The sequence below is a fragment of the Streptomyces sp. NPDC005866 genome (genome assembly GCF_040629895.1).
Classification (GTDB): domain Bacteria; phylum Actinomycetota; class Actinomycetes; order Streptomycetales; family Streptomycetaceae; genus Streptomyces.
Genome location: NZ_JBEXWP010000008.1, coordinates 104,634 through 124,230 on the forward strand (window position 1 = coordinate 104,634; position 19,597 = coordinate 124,230).

At 70.1% G+C, this 19,597-nt stretch carries 16 protein-coding genes; 12 read left to right on the forward strand and 4 right to left on the reverse strand.

Annotation, left to right across the window (positions count from 1 at the left end; all coding sequences use genetic code 11):
* Positions 1–27: 27 nt before the first annotated feature.
* From ABZ396_RS14475 to ABZ396_RS14510, 8 genes are all read left to right on the forward strand, one after another.
* Positions 28–933, forward strand: coding sequence for an isocitrate lyase/PEP mutase family protein (locus ABZ396_RS14475; protein WP_358919416.1), 906 nt, complete (start codon positions 28–30; stop codon positions 931–933).
* 5 nt (positions 934–938) lie between these two features.
* Positions 939–2,186, forward strand: a complete 1,248-nt coding sequence (locus ABZ396_RS14480) for an aconitase/3-isopropylmalate dehydratase large subunit family protein (protein ID WP_358919415.1) — start codon at positions 939–941, stop codon at positions 2,184–2,186.
* Positions 2,186–2,704, forward strand: coding sequence for a 3-isopropylmalate dehydratase (locus ABZ396_RS14485; RefSeq protein ID WP_358919414.1), 519 nt, complete (start codon positions 2,186–2,188; stop codon positions 2,702–2,704). The genes ABZ396_RS14480 and ABZ396_RS14485 overlap by 1 nt, the downstream gene beginning before the upstream one ends.
* Positions 2,705–2,737: 33 nt before the next feature.
* Positions 2,738–3,433: an MBL fold metallo-hydrolase gene (locus ABZ396_RS14490; protein WP_358919413.1), complete on the forward strand. Its 696-nt coding sequence runs from the start codon at positions 2,738–2,740 to the stop codon at positions 3,431–3,433.
* Positions 3,434–3,558: 125 nt separating this feature from the next.
* On the forward strand, positions 3,559–4,422 hold the full coding sequence (locus tag ABZ396_RS14495; protein WP_358919412.1) for an alpha/beta hydrolase: 864 nt from the start codon (positions 3,559–3,561) through the stop codon (positions 4,420–4,422).
* A 750-nt stretch (positions 4,423–5,172) separates the two neighbouring features.
* Positions 5,173–7,029, forward strand: coding sequence for a glycosyl hydrolase family 28-related protein (locus tag ABZ396_RS14500; protein ID WP_358919411.1), 1,857 nt, complete (start codon positions 5,173–5,175; stop codon positions 7,027–7,029).
* Positions 7,030–7,505: 476 nt separating this feature from the next.
* Positions 7,506–7,883: a transcriptional regulator gene (locus ABZ396_RS14505; RefSeq protein WP_358919410.1), complete on the forward strand. Its 378-nt coding sequence runs from the start codon at positions 7,506–7,508 to the stop codon at positions 7,881–7,883.
* Positions 7,884–7,905: 22 nt separating this feature from the next.
* Positions 7,906–8,901 (forward strand): NAD(P)-dependent alcohol dehydrogenase, encoded by a 996-nt coding sequence (locus tag ABZ396_RS14510; RefSeq protein ID WP_358919408.1) that lies wholly within the window; start codon positions 7,906–7,908, stop codon positions 8,899–8,901.
* 104 nt (positions 8,902–9,005) lie between these two features.
* Here ABZ396_RS14510 and ABZ396_RS14515 read toward each other — a convergent pair whose 3' ends face one another.
* Positions 9,006–9,899 carry an SDR family NAD(P)-dependent oxidoreductase gene (locus tag ABZ396_RS14515; RefSeq protein ID WP_358919406.1) on the reverse strand — a complete coding sequence of 298 codons (894 nt, stop codon included), beginning with the start codon at positions 9,897–9,899 and terminating at the stop codon, positions 9,006–9,008.
* Between the two features lie 97 nt (positions 9,900–9,996).
* Between ABZ396_RS14515 and ABZ396_RS14520 the strand changes: the two genes are divergently transcribed.
* Complete coding sequence (locus ABZ396_RS14520; protein ID WP_358919405.1) at positions 9,997–10,605, forward strand: helix-turn-helix domain-containing protein; 609 nt, start codon at positions 9,997–9,999, stop codon at positions 10,603–10,605.
* 191 nt (positions 10,606–10,796) lie between these two features.
* Here ABZ396_RS14520 and ABZ396_RS14525 read toward each other — a convergent pair whose 3' ends face one another.
* The 3 genes from ABZ396_RS14525 to ABZ396_RS14535 form a co-directional block, all read right to left on the reverse strand.
* A complete protein-coding gene (locus ABZ396_RS14525) occupies positions 10,797–12,131 on the reverse strand; it encodes a HAMP domain-containing sensor histidine kinase (RefSeq protein ID WP_358919403.1) in 1,335 nt (444 codons plus the stop codon).
* 268 nt (positions 12,132–12,399) lie between these two features.
* Positions 12,400–13,065 carry a response regulator transcription factor gene (locus ABZ396_RS14530; RefSeq protein WP_358919401.1) on the reverse strand — a complete coding sequence of 222 codons (666 nt, stop codon included), beginning with the start codon at positions 13,063–13,065 and terminating at the stop codon, positions 12,400–12,402.
* Positions 13,066–13,068: 3 nt separating this feature from the next.
* Positions 13,069–15,252 carry an MMPL family transporter gene (locus ABZ396_RS14535; RefSeq protein ID WP_358919400.1) on the reverse strand — a complete coding sequence of 728 codons (2,184 nt, stop codon included), beginning with the start codon at positions 15,250–15,252 and terminating at the stop codon, positions 13,069–13,071.
* Between the two features lie 281 nt (positions 15,253–15,533).
* Here ABZ396_RS14535 and ABZ396_RS14540 point away from each other — a divergent pair, with 281 nt between their 5' ends.
* From ABZ396_RS14540 to ABZ396_RS14550, 3 genes are read left to right on the forward strand one after another with little or no spacing between them, the layout of a single operon-like run.
* A complete protein-coding gene (locus tag ABZ396_RS14540) occupies positions 15,534–16,664 on the forward strand; it encodes an extracellular solute-binding protein (protein WP_358919398.1) in 1,131 nt (376 codons plus the stop codon).
* A gap of 3 nt (positions 16,665–16,667) precedes the next feature.
* Entirely contained in the window at positions 16,668–18,422 is a 1,755-nt protein-coding gene (locus ABZ396_RS14545; RefSeq protein WP_358919396.1) for an iron ABC transporter permease, read from the forward strand.
* Entirely contained in the window at positions 18,415–19,593 is a 1,179-nt protein-coding gene (locus tag ABZ396_RS14550; RefSeq protein ID WP_358919394.1) for an ABC transporter ATP-binding protein, read from the forward strand. The genes ABZ396_RS14545 and ABZ396_RS14550 overlap by 8 nt, the downstream gene beginning before the upstream one ends.
* The last annotated feature ends 4 nt before the right edge of the window (positions 19,594–19,597 follow it).

A 19,597-nucleotide genomic window follows, 5' to 3' on the forward strand; every position in this document is an offset into this window, starting at 1 on the left:
CCGTACACACTCCGGAGGAAACCCACCATGACCTCAACGGCCCGACCCCGCACACCCGGTGCCCGGCTGCGGGAGCTGCTCGCGCGGCCCGGCCTGATCACCGCCCCCGGGGTGTTCGACGGACTCTCCGCCCACCTCGTGGCCCGTACCGGATTCCCCGCCGCCTACCTGAGCGGTGCGGGTGTCTCCGTCGCCGGGTTCGGCCTGCCGGACATCGGCCTGATCGGCCAGACCGAGATGACCGACCGCGCCCGGATCGTCGCCACGGCGCTGGACGGCGCCCCGCTGATCGCCGACGCCGACACCGGCTACGGCGCCCCGATGAACGTGGCCCGTACCGTGCGCGAGTACGAGAAGGCCGGGGTCGCCGCACTGCACCTGGAGGACCAGGCCTTCCCCAAGAAGTGCGGCCACCTGCCCGACAAGGAGCTCGTCCCGGCGCGCGACTTCACGGACAAGCTCGACGCCGCGCTCCAGGCCCGCACCGACGACGACCTCGTGATCATCGCCCGCACCGACGCCCGCGGCCCCCTCGGTATCGAGGAGGCCATCGACCGCGCGGGCCGGTACGCCGCCGCGGGCGCGGACGTCCTCTTCGTCGAGGCACCCCAGAGCATCGAGGAGATCGAGAAGATCGCGGCCTCGGTCGACGCCCCGCTGCTCATCAACATGGTGCAGGGCGGCCTCACCCCCGACACCGCGCCCGACCGCCTCGCCGCCCTCGGCTACCGGATCGCCATCCACCCCGGCGCCCTGCTCGCCCCGTACGTCCTGCACGGCCTGGAGTCCCTGCAACGCCTCGGCGGCACCCTGCCGGACGTCGCGCCCGGACCGCAGGGCCTGTTCGAACTCGTCGGCCTGCGTGAGTGGTCGGCCATCGGCGAGCGCTACGACCACGAACAGGACAACCCCACCACGGGAGACGGTGCCTGATGGGCATGACCATGCTGGAGAAGATCCTCGCGCGCAAGGCCGGACTCGATCGCGTGAGCGTCGGCGACACGGTGGTCTGCGACGTCGACATGACCGTCATGATCGACCTGCAGTTCGCGACCAGTTGGGTCCAGCCGCTCAAGATCAACAACCCGGACAAGGTCGCGGTCGTCATGGATCACGCCGTGCCCGCCCCCAACGTCCACGACGCCATCGGCGGCACCCACGCCCGCGCCTTCGCCCGGGACTTCCGGATAGAGAAGTTCTACGACGTCGGCCGCCACGGCATCTGCCACCAGGTCATCGCCGAGAACGGCCTGGCCCGCCCCGGCGAGATCCTCGCCTGCACCGACTCCCACACCTGCGCGGCCGGCGCCTACAACACCGCGGCCCGCGGCCTCGGCCCGGCGGAGGTGTACTCGATCCTGTGCACCGGCAAGACCTGGTTCCAGGCCGCGCCGACCATCCGATACGAGTTCGCCGGCACCAAGCCGGCGGCCGTCTCCGGCAAGGACATCTTCCTGTACATCGCCGGCACCTACGGCGACGCCACCAACCACAACCTCGAATACGGCGGCCCCGGCCTCGCCACGATCCCCATGAACGACCGGCGCACCATCGCCACCCAGGGCGCCGAGATCTCCGCCGACTTCTCCACCTTCCCCATCGACGACCTGGCCCGTGCCTTCCTCGCCGACCACGGCGCCGCCCCCGGCACCTACGCTGCGGCCGACGCGGACCCCGACGCCGCCTACACCGCCGTACGCACCGTGGACCTGTCCTCCCTGGAGCCGTACGTCGCCCGCCCCGGCACCGTCAGCCGCAACGCCGTGCCGATATCCGAGATCGAACACCGGCCCGTCCAGCAGTGCTTCATCGGCTCGTGCGCCAACGGCCAGCTGGAGGACCTGCGGATCGCGGCCGACGTGGTGCGCGGCCGTCAAGTAGCGCCCGGCGTACGTCTGTTGGTGACCCCGGCGTCCCAGCAGGTGTACAAGGACGCGATGCGCGCCGGATACCTCCAGGACCTCGCGGACGCCGGTGCCGTGGTCACCAACTCCACCTGCGGCGCCTGCTTCGGCTACCACATGGGCCTGCTCGCCCCCGGCGAGGTCTGCCTGACCTCCTCCACCCGCAACTTCACCGGCCGCATGGGCAGCCCCGAAGCCGAGATCTACATGGCCTCGCCGGCCACCGTCGCCGCCTCGGCCCTCACCGGCCACGTCACCGACCCGCGAGGAGACCTGCACTGATGGACACACAACTCACCGGGAAGGTCTGGGCGGTGGGCGACTCCGTCACCACCGACGCCATGTACCCGGCCTTCGCGATGAAGCTCCCCGTCGCCGAGGCCGCGCGGCACATCTTCTACGAACTGCGTCCAGGCTGGACCGACCAGGTCGCCCCGGGCGACATCGTCGTCGCCGGCCGCAACTTCGGACTCGGCTCCTCCCGGCCCGTCGCCGCGCTCTTCCGCGAACTGGGTGTGGCCGCGCTGGTGGCCGAGGAGTTCAACTCGCTGTTCCTGCGCAACTGCATCAACCACGGCCTGCCCGCGCTGACCGTCCCCGGCGTCACCGCCGCCTTCGCCGACGGGGCCACCATGCGCCTGGACTTCGCCGAGGGCTGGGTCGAGAACCCCGCGACCGGCGTAGGCCTCACCGGCGGCGCGCTGCCGCCCCTTGTCCTGGACATCCTTGCCTCCGGCGGCATCCTGCCCAAGCTGGCCCGGGAGGGGTACGTCCCACTCCCATCCGGTTCCACTCGCTGACGAACACCTTCCCGGAAGACTCACCGACCTGCTATGCACCAGCACCTCGCCCCCGGTATCACACAGATCGCCACCACCAAGCGGGACAACGCCTTCCTCATCGACGGCGACGACGGCTTCACCCTCGTCGACGTCGGCTGGTCCAAAGCCCCGACCGCGCTGCTCAAGGCAGTGTCGGACCTGGGCCGCAAACCCTCGGACATCCGCCGCGTCGTCCTCACCCACGCCCACCCCGATCACGTCCAGGGCGCCGGCGAACTGCGCCGCCGCACCGGCGCGCGGATCCTCATCCATCACGCGGACCGCCCCTGGCTGGAGGCTGGACATGTCCCGCCCGAGGGCCGTAGCGGCCTGGCCGGACGTGCCCTGGACCGGCTGCCCCCGCTCCACTGGACCCCGCTCGCGGCGGACGCCACCATCGACGACGGCGACCTGGTAGAAGGCTCCGGCGGCCTGCGCGTCCTCCACACCCCGGGCCACTCGCCCGGCCACATCGTGCTACTCCACGAACCCACCCGAACCGCGCTCATGGGCGACGCCGTCTTCCACCGGTCCGGCCTCACCCTCGGTCCCGCCGCCCTGGCCGCCGACCCCGCCCTGCGTCCCGTCAGCCTCACCCGGCTCCCGAAGGACCTGCGCACCATCGGCTTCGCCCACGGCACCCCGCTCGCCGGCGCGGGCATCGACACCTTCCAGGAATTCCTGCTGGAGGTGTCCGCCGCCGGCTGACCGGACGTAAGACCAAGGACGCGGTCCCGTTCCCCCTGGCGGTCGTGACGTTTCCCTGCCCAGCTGACCGCCGGCGACCGTCGTCCCCACCCAGAACCCCGCCCCTGCACACAGCGGAGACCCTCATGAGCAGCATCCAACAGACGATGAGCTTGGCGCGGTTGAAGCAGATCGACCCCGGGCATCCCGGCATCGACCTGCTGACCGGCGAGACCCCGCTGTTCGCCTGCCAGAGCGACCAGCGGTTCTCCTCCTGCCTCTACGTCCCCCGGGACATCGACACCACCCGGCGGCATCCGCTGGTGATCGCCGTGCACGGAACGGGACGCGACGCCATGAACTATCGCGACGGCCTTGCCGACTTCGCCGAGGCCCACCAGTGCATCGTGCTCGCGCCGCTGTTCCCTGCCGGCATCGAGGACCGCAACGACGTGGACAACTACAAACTCATCGACTACCACGGCATCCGCTACGACCTGGTGCTGCTTGACATGGTCGCCGAGGCCGCCCACCGCTGGCCCATCACCACCGACCGCTTCTACCTCCACGGCTTTTCCGGTGGTGGCCAGTTCGCACTCCGCTTCCTCTACCTGCACCCCGACCGCCTGGCCGGCGTCTCCGTCGCCGCACCCGGCCGAACCACCCTGATCGACCCGGAAAAGCCCTGGCCCGAGGGAACCGCCGACCTCCCCGACAGGTTCAGCACACCCTTGGACCTTGATGCACTACGTGCTGTCCCCGTCCAACTCCTGATCGGCGAAGCGGACACCCAGCCGCACCCGCTGACCGGCCGCACCCGCGTCGCCGGTATCACCGAATTGCGCGACAACCTGCAGGACAACGGCATCGAAACAGCCCTCAACACCGTCCCCGACAAAGCCCACGACGGCATGGCCCTGCTTCCGACGGCAACCCGGTTCCTCCACGAAGTGCTGATCGCGGGCGCATCCGCGAGCCACGGGAAGTCACCTACAGAAAGCGCCAGTTGATCCGCGACATCGTGGAGGTGGTGCCGTGCGCGGCGACCGTGCACCGCGGTCTGTCGCGCATCCCCAGGGGCGGGCACGACCGGATAGCCTCAGGGACGTCGGCATCCACCTTGGTCGCAAAGCTGACGGGCGCGACTGCGACGCGCCCGTCCCTCGAGATCAGTCACCTTCTGGCCGCGCGGTGTCTCGAACTCGATCGGCGACGACTGGACGTCCGGCTCGGGGAAGTGGTGGTCCAACTCGGTCAGTGCCGCCTGGGGCAACCCGGGGATGGAGCCACTGTCCTCGGCATGTTTGAGTCCCTCATCGACAGTGGGTGACACCCGGATGCTCCCGAGCGGACTTGATGGCCAGCCTCCCGCGAACCGAGGTGGATCCGGCCGTCCCACCTGTCACTCCCGCACCATGTTGCTATAGCATATTGCTGGTGCAGGGTCCGGTGGCCGCGGGTTCGACTTCCGCCATCCCGGGGGGAGTTGTGGAGGTTGGCTATGCCTCATGTCGAGATGCTGGTCGGGTTCCTCACCGGCGCCGAACTCGCCGCGAGCCCCGAAGGCAAGGCATCACACCGACCGGGTCTGCCTGATCCACGGCGGCACTCCCCACGCAGCAGACGGTCGCGTGCGGCGCCCTGTTCACCGACCCGACCGGGGCAGGAATCACGATGATCGCGCGATTCGGCACACCGATCCTTCGAGTCCTTGACCGCGACTCGGTCGACTGAAACTACCGGGAATCCAGAGGTGACTGATGCACAGAAGACCCAGACGAAACCCGATTGTGCTCGGCGGCATCGGACTGCTCGCCGCAGCCGGGCTGGCAGTCGCCATCCTTCCGGTCGCTCATGGCCAGACGACCGGCCAGCGGTCTGGTCGGCCGGCCGGCCAGGCGGCGTTGCCCGCCGCGGCGGGCCCCGAGGCGACAGCCGGGGCCAACACGCCCTTCACCACGGTCGAAGCCGAGGCGGGGAAGCTCGGCGGTGGCGCCAGGGCCCTCTCCCTCAAGCCTGGAGATCCGCCGCCGACCAAGGCCACCCTGGCCACCGAAGCCTCGGGTAACGCTCTGGTCGAACTGCACAATACCGGCGACTCGGTCACCATCACGAACACCTTGGGCACGCCCGCCAACACCCTTGTGGTGCGTGCGTCGACGCCCGATTCCGCGAACGGCGGCGGCATCGATTCGACTCTCGACCTGTATGTGAACGGCCAGTACAGGCAGGCCTTCAGGGTCAGCTCAAAGCAGGAGTGGAACTACCGGGGAGCGTCCACCAACCTCGACGACCCCAACGCAGGCGGCATGCCCTACCACTTCTACAACGACTTCACCCTGTGGGTCCAAGGGACTTCCATCCCCGCAGGCGCCCAGATCACGCTGCAGAAGGACGCCGCGAACGCCGCGTCGAGCTACGCCATCGACTCCGTCGACCTGGAGAAGGTCGGCCCCGCCGGCACTCAGCCCGCCAACTCCCTGTCGGTGGTGGACTACGGTGCGGATCCGCATTACTCGAAGGACTCCACCAGCGCCATCCAGACCGCCGTGAACACCGCGAGGCAGCAGGGCAAGTCGGTGTGGATCCCGCCGGGCAAGTACATGACCGGCAGCCTGGCGCCCAAGGCGCTGGACTTCACCGGCGTACAGGTCCAGGGCGCCGGAATGTGGTACACGACCCTCTATCGCAAGGTTCCGCTGCCGTCGCCCGCGGGATGGCGGTCGCAGATCGTGGTGGGTTCGCACACCACGCTCAGCGACATGATGATCGACGCGAACGCGGTATATCGCGGCACAGGCGGGGGCGGGGACTCCGGCGTCCAGGCCATGGGCGCGGGCGGCTGGCACGTGAACCGGATGTGGACGCGGCACACCGACGCCAACTGGCTGTCCGGCACCAACGGCCTGATGGAGAACAGCCGCACCAGTGACTCCTACGGCGACGGGTTCAACATCAACAACGCCAACACCCCGAATCCGGACAAGCTCGGCAACAACACCACTGTCCGCAACTGCTTCGCCCGCGGCACCGGCGACGACGGCTTCGCCACCTACTCCGACGCCGGCGCCAGCGGCACCAACGGCCAGATCGACGGCGCCAAGATCCTCAACAACACGGCCGTCGCCCCGTGGTGGGCCAACGGCATCAGGATCGCCGGCGGCAAGAACGTCGAGGTGAAGAACAACCTCGTCGTCAGTGTGTCCTCGAACAATGCGATGGACATCAGCGTCTTCGGCGACACCGGGCGACCGCTGGAGTCCGCCACGGTCAGCGGCAACGTCGTCATCGGTGGCGGCGGTTGGAACGGCGTCCGCTACGGCGTGCACATCGGCTCTCCGCCCAGCACCTCGTTCTACCCGAACGCGTACACCAACGTCACGGTGACCAGCAATGTCATGCGCGGCTCTCTGCGCTCCGAGGTCTACATCGACGGGGCACACGTCAACGCGACACTGAACGGCAACACGATCGACGGTCCGGCGGGCAACGGCATAGGGATCGCCAAGGGGGTCACCGGCACCGGGACCTTCACCGGCAACACGATCAAGAACCTGCGCCAGGGTCAGGTCGCGCTCCAGAGCGACTCGCCGAACACGTTCAAGATCACCGGCTGAGCGGGGCTTCCCCGCCATCCGGCACAGCGCGCGGTCGAGTCCCTGCCCCCGGCCTCTCCAGGGCACGGACTCGACGGCGTCATGCGTACCGAGCGCGGCCAGTCGTGCCGGTTCCTCGCGCTCGCGTAGTTCTGGTGCCGCAGCCGCCTGCATGAACTGCCTGACGCCGTTGGGTAGTTCGGCTGTGCCCATCTGAGCCTCACACCTCGTGCAGTGCCTTGTCCGACGGTCCGGTCGAGTAACCGGTGAAGCGCACCTGCAGTCCCTCACGCTGCGGCAGGCAGCGGAGAGCCCGACCCCACGAAGCCGTAGCTCGCGGTGCGCCAGAAGTCGCTCCGGTCCCGGTTGGCGACGACGATTCTCTGCCGGGTTCTGCTCTGGCCGCGGCAGAGGCCGGCAGCGGAGTCGGCGTGTGCGCGAGGAGGCAGGGGCATTCATGGTTTGACAGATATCCAACCATACGTATGGTTGGATGCATGTCCAACGATGAGCTTCCGACGTCGTCCTTCCCCGAACCCGGCCCGGCGGATGTCGATCTGGTCGCTGTCCTGCGCGCCCTGGCAGACCCGGTCCGCCTGCGGATCGTGAACGGACTGCGGGACGGCGCATTCCACCGCTGCGCCGCCGACGAGTACGGCGTGGCCGTCCACAAGACGACGATGTCGCACCACTTCAAGGTGCTGCGCGAAGCGGGCGTCACCTCGACACGCGTACGCGGCCGGGACCATGCGGTCCGTCTCCGCCGCGCCGACCTCGACCAGCGCTTTCCCGGCCTGCTCGACGCCCTGCTCGCCGCCGCCCCGGGCCCGGCGCCCGCCGCCGACACCCCCCACCGAACACCACACGGAGCGTGAACCAGCCATGCGGTCGTACCGAATGAACACGCCCACCGGCAGCCTGGACCTGATCGAGGAGCCAAAACCAGCTCCCGGTACCGGCCAGGTCCTCGTGCGGGTGGAGGCCAACTCCCTGAACGCACGGGACCAGATGATTCTCGGCGACCCGGACGGGGCCGGCGCCACCTCACACGCGCGTATCCCGCTGTCCGACGGCGCAGGAGTCGTCGAGGCAGTCGGCGACGCGGTCACCCGGTTCGAGCCAGGGGCGCGCGTGGCGGGATCCTTCCATCCCACCTGGTTCGGCGGCCCGCGGCGCGCCCGCGGACCCGCCTACGGCGTCGGCCTGGACGGTTGGCTGACCGAGTACGTCGTGATCGACCAGCAGGCCCTGGTCGCGGTCCCCGACCACCTCACCATCGAGGAGGCCGCGACCCTTCCCTGCGCCGCCGTCACCGCGTGGTCGGCGATCAAGGGTGTGGGCCCGGGCGACACCGTCCTGGTCCAGGGCACCGGCGGAGTCTCCCTGTTCGCCACGCAACTTGCCCGTGTCTGCGGCGCCCGCGTCATCGCGACGACATCCAACCCGGACAACACCGCGCGCCTCCAGGACCTCGGCGTCAGCGACGTCATCAACTACCGGGAATCACCTCGGTGGGGAGCCGACGTCGTGGCGGTCACCGCAGGGCGTGGGGTCGACCGCATTGTCGAGGTCGGTGGACCGGGCACCCTCGCCGAATCCGTGGCGGCGCTGGCCTACGGCGGCCGGATCTCCCTGGTGGGCCATCTCTCCAAGACCAACGGCGCACTGGAGCCCATGGCACTGTTCTCGAAGGGCGGAGCCATCACCTCCATCGCGGTGGGCAGCCGCAGCGACTTCGAGGACATGAACCGCGTCCTTGCCCAGCACGAAATCCGCCCCCTCATCTCGGCAGTCTTCGACTTCGAAAAGGCGGGCGACGCCTTCGCCCACTTCAGCCGAGGGCCACGCTTCGGCAAGGTCGTCATCCGCCACCGGACCGGACCGCGCTCCTGACCCGGCAGCCGATCCGAGGCCCCCGCACCGGACGCCGGACCAGCCACCTGGGCCCTGTCAGCCGGCCGGCGCCTGGTCCGCCGCAGCGACACCATCGGCGCAGCTCAGCTCAGAGCCCGCCGCAGGAGGACATCGGAGGCTGAGGCGAACCGCGCGACGCGGTCCTTGTCCATCTGCTTGGAGGGCAGGATCGGCCGGGCCTTGTTGTTGAACATGGTCCCGGAGCGTCCGTTGAGGTCCGAGGCGAACAGGAGCGGCACGATCCGCTTGGCGTATGTGTCGGGGGACTGGGAGAGGAGACCGATGAGGGCCTCGGCGAGGCGGTGGGTGAGGCTGCCGTCGCCCAGGTAGTTGGCGCGGATTCCGGTCTTGATGACGCCGGGGTTCAAGCCGAAGTACGCGGGGCCCGGCAGAGTGTGCTCACCCCCGAGGACGAGGGCTTCGTTGGCGGCCACGGTGTTCACGTGGGCCCGCATCCCGCTGTAGTCCTTCTCCGCGTTGAGATCGTCGGGGTCGCCGGTGTTTCCGGCGCCCGGGGCACCCATGACGAACACGCGGGGCTGCGGTGAGCCGTGCGGGCGGGCGGTGCCGAGGCGGGGGGCGAGACCGCGGAGTACGGCGAAGCGACTCAAGTAGCTGACCGCGATGTCCCGTTCAAGGTGTTCTACGGTCTCCTCCCGGGTCTTGGCCGCGAAGGTGCCCAGGGTGAACAGGACGACGTCGTCGGACTCCACCGGGAGTTCCCGTCCCAGGCGGTCGGCCTCGCGCATCGATGCGAGGTCGGACTTCACGAAGGTCAGCCCTTCGGCCGGAGTGTCACGGAAGGTCCGTCCGACCACCGTGACCTCGGCCCCGCGTGCCAGGGCCTGACGGGCGACGGCCTGGCCCAGGCCGTTCGTGCCACCGACGACGGTCAGTCGCCTCCCCGACAGATCAAGTCGCTCGATCGGGGTGGGGCGCAGGACCACGTCGCGGTCCAGAACTCCGTTCATGCCCATCTCAGCCAGCTCCTTCTCGATGTAACTGCACTGTCTCCGACTGTAGCAGTAACCGGACTTTACCCCGGTTCCATGTCCGGGCGTAAAGTGGCGCCTCATGGATCACCCACTCGTTCCTCTCGGTCAGCCGCGCGCCGAGCGGGTGGACGCCGCGCGCAACCGCCGGCTGCTGCTGAACACGGCGCGGGAGATGATCGCCGAGGTCGGTGTGGAGAAGGTGACGATGGACGGCCTCGCGGAGCGAGCCGGGCTCGGCAAGGGCACCGTGTTCCGCCGTTTCCGCACGCGAGCCGGCATCTTCCACGCCCTCCTGGACGAGGACGAGCGCGCCTTCCAGGAACGGGTGCTGTGCGGGCCGCCGCCGCTCGGACCGGGCGCGGACCCGGCCGAGCGGCTGATCGCCTATGGGCGCGCCCGCATCGCCTTCCTGCTCGAACACCACGCGATCGCCCGGGCCGCACTGGACCGCGCCCAGCCGATCCCCGCCGGAGAGGCGGGCCTCTCGCCCGCGCACATCCGGGTGCTCCTGCGGCAGGCCCGGCCCGGCAGCCCGGACTCCGACAGCCTCGCCGTCCAGCTCGCCGCCGCGCTCGAAGGTCCGATACTGCTGTACCTGGTCATGCCGGAACAGGCCGAAGCCACCCGCCACTTCGAGCGGCTTGCCGACAGCTGGCAGATCCTGGTCCAGGGCGTCTGCCGGCCCTGAGACCTGTCTCCGACCCGACCGGCGCCGGCAAACTGCCACGGAACACGTCATCGAAAGCGGTGGTTGTGGAACGGGGCGCTGTGCCGGGAGGGCTGCCGCCGGCTTTTTTGTCGCGTGCCGCGATCCACGCCGGACGTCCAGCCTGGCGCGAGTCGCTAGGGAGACGCGTTCGGGTGCCCGATGCGGCGGTGTCAGATGCGGGTGGTGGGCAGCCGGAGGGTGAAAGTCGCCCCGCGGCTTGAGCCGCGTGCGGGTGAGGGCCCGTCGGTGACCGTGAGCGTGCCCTTGTGCGCGGTGGCGATGTCCCGGGCGATGGCCAGCCCCAGGCCGGTGCCGGAGTCGGGGCCGGCCTTGCGGGTCCGGGCGGCTTGCAGGCGGACGAACCGGTCGAAGATGCGGTCACGGTCGGCCGGAGGGATGCCGGGACCGTCGTCGCTGACCTGGAGGACGGCGGTGCCGGGGCCGTCGGTGGTGACGTTGAGCTGGACGTGCGTGGTGGCGTGGCGGTCGGCGTTGTCGAGGAGGTTGCGGACCAGGCGGGTGAGCTGGTCGGGGTCGCCGAGGACGCGGACGCCGTCGTCCGTGTGGATCTCCGGGGGGATGCGGGCCGGGACGGCCCGGGCGGCGGCAAGCGCCAGGGCGGCCAGGTCGATGGTCTCTTCGTGGGTGAGCAGGGTGTCGTCGTCGGCGCGGGCGAGCAGCAGCAGGGAGTCGACGAGGCGTTGGAGGCGGGCGGTTTCGGTGACGGCTCGTTCGGCCAGGTCCGGCCAGGGGGCGCGGTCCGGGTAGGCGAGTCCGACCTCCAGGGAGGTGCGTACGGCCGCCAGCGGGGTGCGCAGTTCGTGGGAGGCGTCGGCGACGAAGCGGCGCTGGCGGGTTGAGGAGTCCTCCAGGCGGTCGAGCATGGAGTTGAGGGTGCCGGCCAGCCGGCCGATCTCGTCGTCACCGGTGGGGCCGGGGATACGTCGGTGCAGATCGCTGCCGGTGATCTCGGCCGCCTCGGCGCGGATGCGTTCGACCGGCCGCAGGGTGCGGCCGATGGTGACCCAGGACATGCCGAGCGCGCCGAGGACCACCAGGGGCAGGGCGAACAGCAGATGGCCCTGGAGGTCGTGGGTGACGATGCTGAGGATGCGGGTGGAGCCTCCGGCGTAGACGACCACGGGCGTGGTCCCGGCGACGTAGCGCTGGGCCACCACGTGTTCGTCGCCGTCGTCCGTGCCCTGCCCGGGGATGGGCTGCGGCCTGGTGCTGCCCGCGGGCAGGGTGTAGCGGGCCGGCTGGCCCTGGACGTTGGCGGTGGCGGCCACCACCGTGCCGGAGCCGTCGACGACCTGGGCCCAGGCGCTCGGGTCGTCGGGGACGGCGGGCAGGGGTTTCGGCCAGGTCCCGTCGGCGGAGCGGCCGACGGATGTCGCGTAGGAGGTCAGCGTCGTGTCGACGTTCGTGCGTACCGATGTGATCAGGGTGATGGCGATCACGGCGATGCCCAGGGCGAGCGCGGTGGTGACGATCAGCGTGGCCATGAGCGTGACACGCAGGCGCAGCGAGCGGCTAGGGCCTGTCCGGCGGATCACGCCGGCGTCGCGGGGCCTGGTACGTACTCCCCCAGAGGGGGTGCCCCCAGCGGCGTTGTCGTCGGTTGCCGACGCCCCCACGCTCGGGTTTGCTCGCGCGGGGGGACCCCCATCGCGTCGACGCCCTCCTCCGCCTTGCAGCCGCACGCACCAGGCCCCGCTCAGCTTGGCCAAGAAGCGCCGTTTCTTGCAGGCGGCCTGATCCGCCGGACAGGCCCTAGGGCCGGTGCGGGTCAATGCGGTACCCCCTGCCTCGTACGGTCTCGATGACGCTCGCGTCGGTCTTGCGGCGCAGATGGTGGATGCGGACCTCGACGACGGAGGAGTCGGCCTGGGAGGCCATGTCCCAGCAGTGTTCCAGGAGCTCGGTCTTGGAGACGGTGCGGCCTTCGGCGCGCAGCAGGTACTCCAGCACGCTCGTCTCGCCGGGGGTGAGCGCGAGGGGCCGGCCGGCGAACCGGACCGCGTGGGTGGCCGGGTCCAACGTCAGCTCCCCGGCGCGCAGTTGGGCGGGGCGCGCGCGGGTGCCGCGGCGCAGCAGGGCCCGCAGGTGGGCGAGGAGCACCGGGTAGGCGAAGGGCTTGGTGAGGTAGTCGTCGGCGCCCAGGTCGAGGCCCTCGGCCTGGTCGAGGGGGGCGTCCATGGCGGTGAGCATGAGGATCGGGGTCCAGTTCCCGGCTTCGCGCAGCCGTGCGCAGATCTGGTAGCCGTCCAGGCCCGGGAGCATGACGTCGAGGACGATCACGTCGAAGTCGTGCTCCTGTGCCAGCCACAGTCCCTCCGCCCCGTCGGCGGTCAGGTGGACGACGTAGCCCTCGGCCTTCAGCCCCCAGGTGAGGGATGCGCCGAGGGCCTCGTCGTCCTCGATCACGAGGATCCGCATGGCTCAAGCATGCCGGGACAGGGCAGGGTCGGCGTCATCGAGGGCGTCGCCGTCCGTGCCGTACCCGTGCGTGTGAGGGGCGGGGGCCGGCGGCTGCGGCTTGATACGCAGCAGGCGGGCGGCCCAGACGGGCAGGTACCAGTTGGCGCGGCCGAAGAGCACCACGAGGGAGGGGGTCAGCAGGGTGCGTACGACCAGGGCGTCGATGAGGATGCCCGCGGCCATACCTGTGGCCATCATCTTGATGGTCACGTCCGGGGCGGACGACAGGGACGCCAGGGCGAGGAAGAGGATCAGGGCGGCGCTGGTGACGAGGCGCCCGGTGCGGGAGATGCCCTCGACGACGGACGCGGGGGTGTCGCCGGTGCGGTCGTGGGCCTCCCGGATCCGGTCGAGGATGAACACCTCGTAGTCCATGGACACGCCGAACAGGAACCCGAACAGGAGCATCGGCACGTAGGGGCTGATCGAGCCGGTGGCGGGGATGCCCCACAGTGCGTGGGAACCGTAGCCGTGCTGCCAGATCAGGACCAGCACGCCGTACGCGGCGCCGACCGACAGCAGGTTGAGGGCGACGGCCTTCGCGGGCAACAGCAGGGAGCGCATGCCGCGGGCCAGCAGAACGAAGGTGAGCAGCGCGGCGACGGCCAGGAGCGCGGGGAACCAGGTGGACAGGATGTGGCTGACGTCGGCCGCCTGGACCTGTTCGCCGCCGATCATGGCGTTGTGCGGGACCGCGGCGCGCAGCTGGGACAGGGCGGTGCCGGCGTGCGTGGTGCCGATCTCGTGATCGGGCAGCGCCATGATCACCGAACTGCCGGAGTGCTGCCAGGCGGGTGTGTGTGAGGCCAGGACGCCGTGGAGGTCGGACAGGTTCCGCAGGGTGGCGGCGGTGGCTGAGGGGTCCGTTCCGGCGGGGAGTTCGATGGGGATCGAGGTGAGTACGCCGGTGGGGAAGCCGTCGTTCTGCAGGGCGACCAGGCCCTGCTCGGCGGGACCGCCCCCGGAAAGGGACGTACTGACCGGGGAGGCGATGTTGAGCGTGAGCCCGAACGCGCACAGGGTGCCCAGGATCACGGTGCCCAGCACGGCCGCGGCCATGGGCCTGGCGACGATCGTGCGGGCGGTGCGCGTCCACATCCGGCCGGGGCCCGACGTGGTGCGACGGCGCAGGCGGATACGGTCCATGCGCGGTCCCACGGTGGACAGCAGCAGCGGGATGGTGGTGAGCGCCACCAGGGCGGCGATGGACGGGATGAACAGCCCGGACAGGCCGACGCCCTGGATGAACGAGACCGGGACGACGGTCAGCGCGAACAGGCCGAGCGAGGCGATCAGCGCGCTGAAGGCCACCGAGTGCCCGGCGCGGTGCATCGAGCGCAGCACCGCCTCGCGGTTGTCGGCGCCCTTTTCGCGCTCCTCACGCCAGCGGTTGACCAGCAGCAGCGAGTAGTCGATCGACAGGCCGAGGCCCAGCAGCGCGACGATGAACTGCACCGAGGGGTTGATGGCGATGTTCGTGGCGTACGTCAGACCCCAGATGGCCAGTTGCATGGTCAGCACCGAGATGATCGCCGACAGCAGCGGCAGCAGAGCGAGCGCGGAGCCGAACACCCAGGCCAGCACGACCAGTGCGAGCCCGGCGCCGACCAGGATCTCGCTCAGCACGCTCGCCCCGCTGCTGCTGCCGCCGGAGCTGAGCTCCTCGATTCCGGTCTGGTGCACCGTCGTACCGGGCACCGCGTGCGTGATCGCGCCGCTGATGCCGTCCATGATCTGCGCGGGAACCGCGGAACCCGACACGGGTGGGTACACCATGACGAGCGTGGAACTGCCGCCGGTGCCCACGAGTGCCTTGTCACCGGTGTTCGCGTACGACAGATCGCGCACCCCGGGGATGCCGGCCGCCACCTTGTCGGCGGCGGTCAGACCCGCCTTCACGGCAGGGCTGTCCACGGTGGTGCCCTTCGGCAGGTCGACGACCAGCACGCCGGGCTTCGCTGACGCCCCGCCGTACTCCTTGGCCAGCGCGACATTGGCGTCGTAACTGGCGGTGCTGACCGTCGTGCCGCTCTTGAGCCGGCCGGCGACATGCGGTGCCATCACCACACCGACCACAGTGACGGCGACCCAGACCAGGGTCACCCAGAGCCGGTGCCGCATGACGAATGCGGCAAAGCGTTCCACGAAAAAGCACCTCCAGGAGCGGGCCGGTCCACAGCGGCCCGGCGACGGTTCCCGAAGCTAGAAAGACCTACCTTTCGGTTTCCTTAACCGACCGCCCTCGCGTCCCGCCCGCATTTCCGGCAGGTTGGAACCGGATGACCTGAGGGTTTCCGATGTCTTGACACCCCTCAGGCCCCGGTGCTCTCATCTGCCGTGCCACATCCCTACCGGTCGGTTACCTGAGACGTCCAGCACTCGCCCGCTCATGCTATAGCAAATATGCTGCTCGGAAAGAGGTCGTCATGTCCACTCGCTCCTCGAATGTCCCTGCCCGGCTGGCGGTCGCTGCCCTGGTGGTCGCCTCGGCGCTCGTCGGCTGCTCCTCGGGCGGCGGCGGCTCCACGGCCGGCGACACCGGCGCCAGTCCGGCCGCCCCCGCGACCGTCTCCGACCTGACGTCCAAGTCGCACGGCGAGCAGGGCCTGATCATCTACGGCAACACGCCGACCTCGGTGATGCAGCCGCTGCTCGACGCCTTCCACAAGCAGTACGCGTGGATCAAGCCGCAGTACTCGCAGCTCTCGGACAATCAGGTCCACAGCAAGTACACCTCCGAGCAGGCCCAGGGCGCCCGGACCGCCGACCTGCTGATCTCCGACTCGATCACGCGGGTCCTGCAGGCACAGAAGGACGGCCAGTTCGCGAACGTCACCCCGCAGGGCCTGGACAAGTTCCCCGCCTCCACCCGGCAGGGCCACGGCGTGTACGTGTTCTCCCCGGACCCGGTCCTGGTCACCTGGAACGCCAAGCTGCTGACCGGCGCCAAGGCCCCGACCAGCTACCAGCAGTTGGCGGCGAACGCCAAGGCGGACCCCGCCCACTACCCGCTGGTCAGCTACTCGCCCAGCAACCCGCTCGGCTACCAGGCCGTCTACGGGCTGACGCATCTGCTGGGCAAGGACAAGACATACGCGTACCTGGACGCACTCGGCCCGCGCACCAAGACCTTCGACGAGGGACTGGACGGCCTGCAGCACATGGTCCAGGGCGGAGCCTCGGCCGGCTGGCTCTCCAGCGGCCTGAGCCAGAGCATCATCCCGCAGTACAAGGGGCTGCTGAAGTACGGCTACATGCAGGACGCCACCCCGCTGGTGCCCCGCCTGATCGGCCAGACCGCAGCAGCGGCCTCCCCGGCCTCCGCGCAACTGTTCCTCGACTTCGTCTACAGCGCGCCCGGCCAGCAGGTGATGTGCGCGACGGGACTCGAGGCCGCGATGAACGACTTCAAGGCGGCCAACGGCTGTACGGCAAACCTGACCGACCTCGCCAAGCGCGTCCCGGCGGGCAGCACCTACCTGGTGCCGGTATCGCAGGACGTCGTCGACCAGCAGCAGACGATCGCCGCCCGCTGGAACAAGGCGCTGGGGCACTGACCCATGGCCCCGCCCACCCTCGCCCCGCCCGCACCGGCCCCGGCCGCGACGCGCACCAGGCGCCCGCGCCAACTGCCGGCCGCCCCCGGGCAGTACCTGATCTGGGCCCTCCTCGCGGTCCTCGTCCTCGCACCACTGGTGCCCCTGGTCATCACCTCCCTGCGCTCGCGCCCCTACTACCTGCCCGGAGGCGTCTTCACCACTGACGCCTACCGGCAGCTGCTGACCGACCCGGCGTTCCGCCAAGCCGCCCTGAACACCCTGCTGTTCGCTCTCACCACCACCGGCTGCGCGGTCGCCCTCGGCGCGCTCTTCGCGATCCTCGTGGTCCGCACCGACCTGCCGGGACGACGATGGATCGGCCCGGCCCTGCTGGCCCCGCTGATGATCCCGCCGCTCGGACTCATCGTCGGCTGGGAGGCCCTGTACGGGCCCTCGGGGTACCTCACCCAGCTGTGGTCGAAGAACCTGCACCTGCCCGTCTGGAACCTCACCTCACTGCCCGGCATGTCAGCGCTCGGCGCAGTGGTCACCCTGCCCGTCGCCTACCTCACCTGCACGGCCGTCCTGCAAGGCGGCGACGGCAGTCTGGAGGACGCGGTCCGCGCCAGCGGCGGCGGCACCTGGCGGGTGCTGCGGACCGTCACCATCCCGATGCTGCGCCCCGCCCTCGTCGACAGCTCCATGCTGATCTTCGCGCTGTGCCTGGAGGTCCTGGGCATTCCCTTGTTCCTCGGCCGCCCGGCCGGCATCAGCTTCGTCGCCTCGTACCTGTACGACACCTGGTCCAACAGCCCGACTCCCGACCCGCCGATCGTCTCCGCCGGAGCGGTCCTGCTGCTCCTCGCGGTCTCCGTGATCCTGCTGCTGCGCGCCCGGCTCTCCCGCAATTCCCTCCGCTACACCCAGGGCGTCAGGGCCACCGCGCCCGCGCGCCCACTCGGCCTGGGCCGCTGGCGCCGGCCCGCCGCTCTCGCCACGGGCGCGTTCATCGCTTTGACCTGCGTGATCCCGCTCCTGGGGCTGGTCGTGATGTCGAGCGTCACCAGCCTGACCACCCTGGTCGCCCCCTGGCATCTGGTCACCGCGGCCAACTGGCAGCAGCTCCAGCACGACCCCACCCTCCACCGGGCGATCACCGACAGCCTCCTGATCGGGGTCGTCGGCTCCATCGCCTCCGTCCTGCTGGTCGCCGTTGCCACCGTGATAGCGCACCGGTCCGCCTTCCGGCTGCGCCGCACCCTGCCCGCCCTGCTCGTCTATCCACGGGCCACCCCCGGCATCGTCTTCGGCGTCGGATTCTTCTGGCTGTTCCTCATCGTCGACTGGCCAGGAGCGATGCTGCGCACCAGCATCTGGGGGGAACTCCTCGCCCTGAGCGTCCGCAACCTCACCCTCGTCTACATCGTGCTCGCCCCGGCCCTGGCCCGGCTCGGCCCGGACCTCGCCAAGGCCGCCGCGAGCAGCGGCGCGGGGTGGTGGACGACGACCCGCACCATCACGCTGCCGCTGCTGCGGCCCGCCCTGGTGAGTGCGGCGGTGCTGATGTTCGTCACCCTGATCAGCGACTTCGACCCGGTGGTGTTCCTGACCAAGCCCGGCACCGAACTGCTGTCCAGCACCATGCTGCAGACCTGGGCCAAGGGCCTTCCCGGACCGGTCGCGGCCATGGCCGTCGTCCAGGTCCTCCTCGTCGGCCTCGCCCTCGCTGCCGGCGCGGCCCTGACCCTGCGCAAGAAGGACCGCCGCCATGCCTGAGATCTCCGTACACCAGCTCACCCAGACCTTCGGTGACCGCCGCGTCCTGGACGAGGTCACCTTCACCGTCCCCGACGGACAGTTCGTCACCCTGCTCGGCCCCAGCGGCTGCGGCAAGACCACCACCCTGATGGCCGTCGCCGGCTTCCACACCCCCACGTCCGGCCGCATCCGCCACGGAGAGCGGGTCCTCTTCGACCACACGGTCCGGCGCAACACTCCCGCCGAACAACGTGAGTTGGGTGTCGTCTTCCAGTCCTACGCGCTGTGGCCACATATGACGGTTCATCAGAATGTTGCCTTCCCGCTGAAGTTGAGGGGCACCGGGAAGGCCGAGACGGTACGGCGGGTGGGGGAGGTACTGGAACTGGTGGAGCTGGCCGAGCGCGCCGGCTCCTACCCGCACGAGCTGTCCGGCGGCCAGCAGCAACGCGTTGCCCTGGCCCGGGCCCTGGCCCACTCGCCCAGCGCACTGCTCCTCGACGAGCCGTTCTCCAACCTGGACGCGAAACTGCGCGAGCGCGCCCGCGACTGGCTGACCGGCCTGCAGCGCGACCTCGGCATCACGACCGTGTTCGTCACCCACGACCAGACCGAGGCGCTCGCCATGAGCGATCTGATCATGGTCATGGAGCAGGGCCGGATCGTCCGCTCCGGGACACCCGAGGACGTCTACCGCCGTCCCGGCAACCGCTTCACCGCCGAGTTCCTGGGCCGCTGCAACTTCCTGACCGGAACCGCCCGCAGGGCCGGCGAGGACACCTGGGCGCTGGAGGTTCCGGGCCTGCCCGCAGGCGTCCCCTTCCGCGGCACCACAGCACTCGCGTCCGGCACCGTGACCCTCGCCATCCGCCCCGAGGCACTCACCCTCTCCGAACCCGGCCCCGGACCCGAACCCGACCCCGGCCCCCGCCTCGGCTCATCCGGACCCACCTGGCTCGCCGACGCCGACGTCATCCAATGCGTCTTCCTGGGCGACCACTACCTCTACACCCTCCGGATCGGACCCCATGAGCTCCAGGCACTCAGCACCCGGCGCATCCCCACCGCCACCGTCCGCATCACCCTTGACTCGGGTGCCGCCAGCCCGGTCGGCGACCACGACGGGGGAGAGACGACCGACGGGCCCGCCCCCCGCGCGTCCGTACCCGCGCTTGACAACGTGCTGTAGCAGA

Bases quoted from the DNA above. Each gene is read 5' to 3' on its own strand.
- ABZ396_RS14475 (WP_358919416.1), top strand. From the start codon at position 28: ATGACCTCAACGGCCCGACCCCGCACACCCGGTGCCCGGCTGCGGGAG.
- ABZ396_RS14530 (WP_358919401.1), bottom strand. From the start codon at position 13,065: ATGCGGATCCTCGTGATCGAGGACGACGAGGCCCTCGGCGCATCCCTC.
- ABZ396_RS14495 (WP_358919412.1), top strand. From the start codon at position 3,559: ATGAGCAGCATCCAACAGACGATGAGCTTGGCGCGGTTGAAGCAGATC.
- ABZ396_RS14480 (WP_358919415.1), top strand. From the start codon at position 939: ATGACCATGCTGGAGAAGATCCTCGCGCGCAAGGCCGGACTCGATCGC.
- ABZ396_RS14505 (WP_358919410.1), top strand. From the start codon at position 7,506: ATGTCCAACGATGAGCTTCCGACGTCGTCCTTCCCCGAACCCGGCCCG.
- ABZ396_RS14510 (WP_358919408.1), top strand. From the start codon at position 7,906: ATGAACACGCCCACCGGCAGCCTGGACCTGATCGAGGAGCCAAAACCA.
- ABZ396_RS14520 (WP_358919405.1), top strand. From the start codon at position 9,997: ATGGATCACCCACTCGTTCCTCTCGGTCAGCCGCGCGCCGAGCGGGTG.
- ABZ396_RS14525 (WP_358919403.1), bottom strand. From the start codon at position 12,131: ATGGCCACGCTGATCGTCACCACCGCGCTCGCCCTGGGCATCGCCGTG.
- ABZ396_RS14550 (WP_358919394.1), top strand. From the start codon at position 18,415: ATGCCTGAGATCTCCGTACACCAGCTCACCCAGACCTTCGGTGACCGC.
- ABZ396_RS14490 (WP_358919413.1), top strand. From the start codon at position 2,738: ATGCACCAGCACCTCGCCCCCGGTATCACACAGATCGCCACCACCAAG.
- ABZ396_RS14515 (WP_358919406.1), bottom strand. From the start codon at position 9,899: ATGGGCATGAACGGAGTTCTGGACCGCGACGTGGTCCTGCGCCCCACC.
- ABZ396_RS14540 (WP_358919398.1), top strand. From the start codon at position 15,534: ATGTCCACTCGCTCCTCGAATGTCCCTGCCCGGCTGGCGGTCGCTGCC.
- ABZ396_RS14485 (WP_358919414.1), top strand. From the start codon at position 2,186: ATGGACACACAACTCACCGGGAAGGTCTGGGCGGTGGGCGACTCCGTC.
- ABZ396_RS14500 (WP_358919411.1), top strand. From the start codon at position 5,173: ATGCACAGAAGACCCAGACGAAACCCGATTGTGCTCGGCGGCATCGGA.
- ABZ396_RS14545 (WP_358919396.1), top strand. From the start codon at position 16,668: ATGGCCCCGCCCACCCTCGCCCCGCCCGCACCGGCCCCGGCCGCGACG.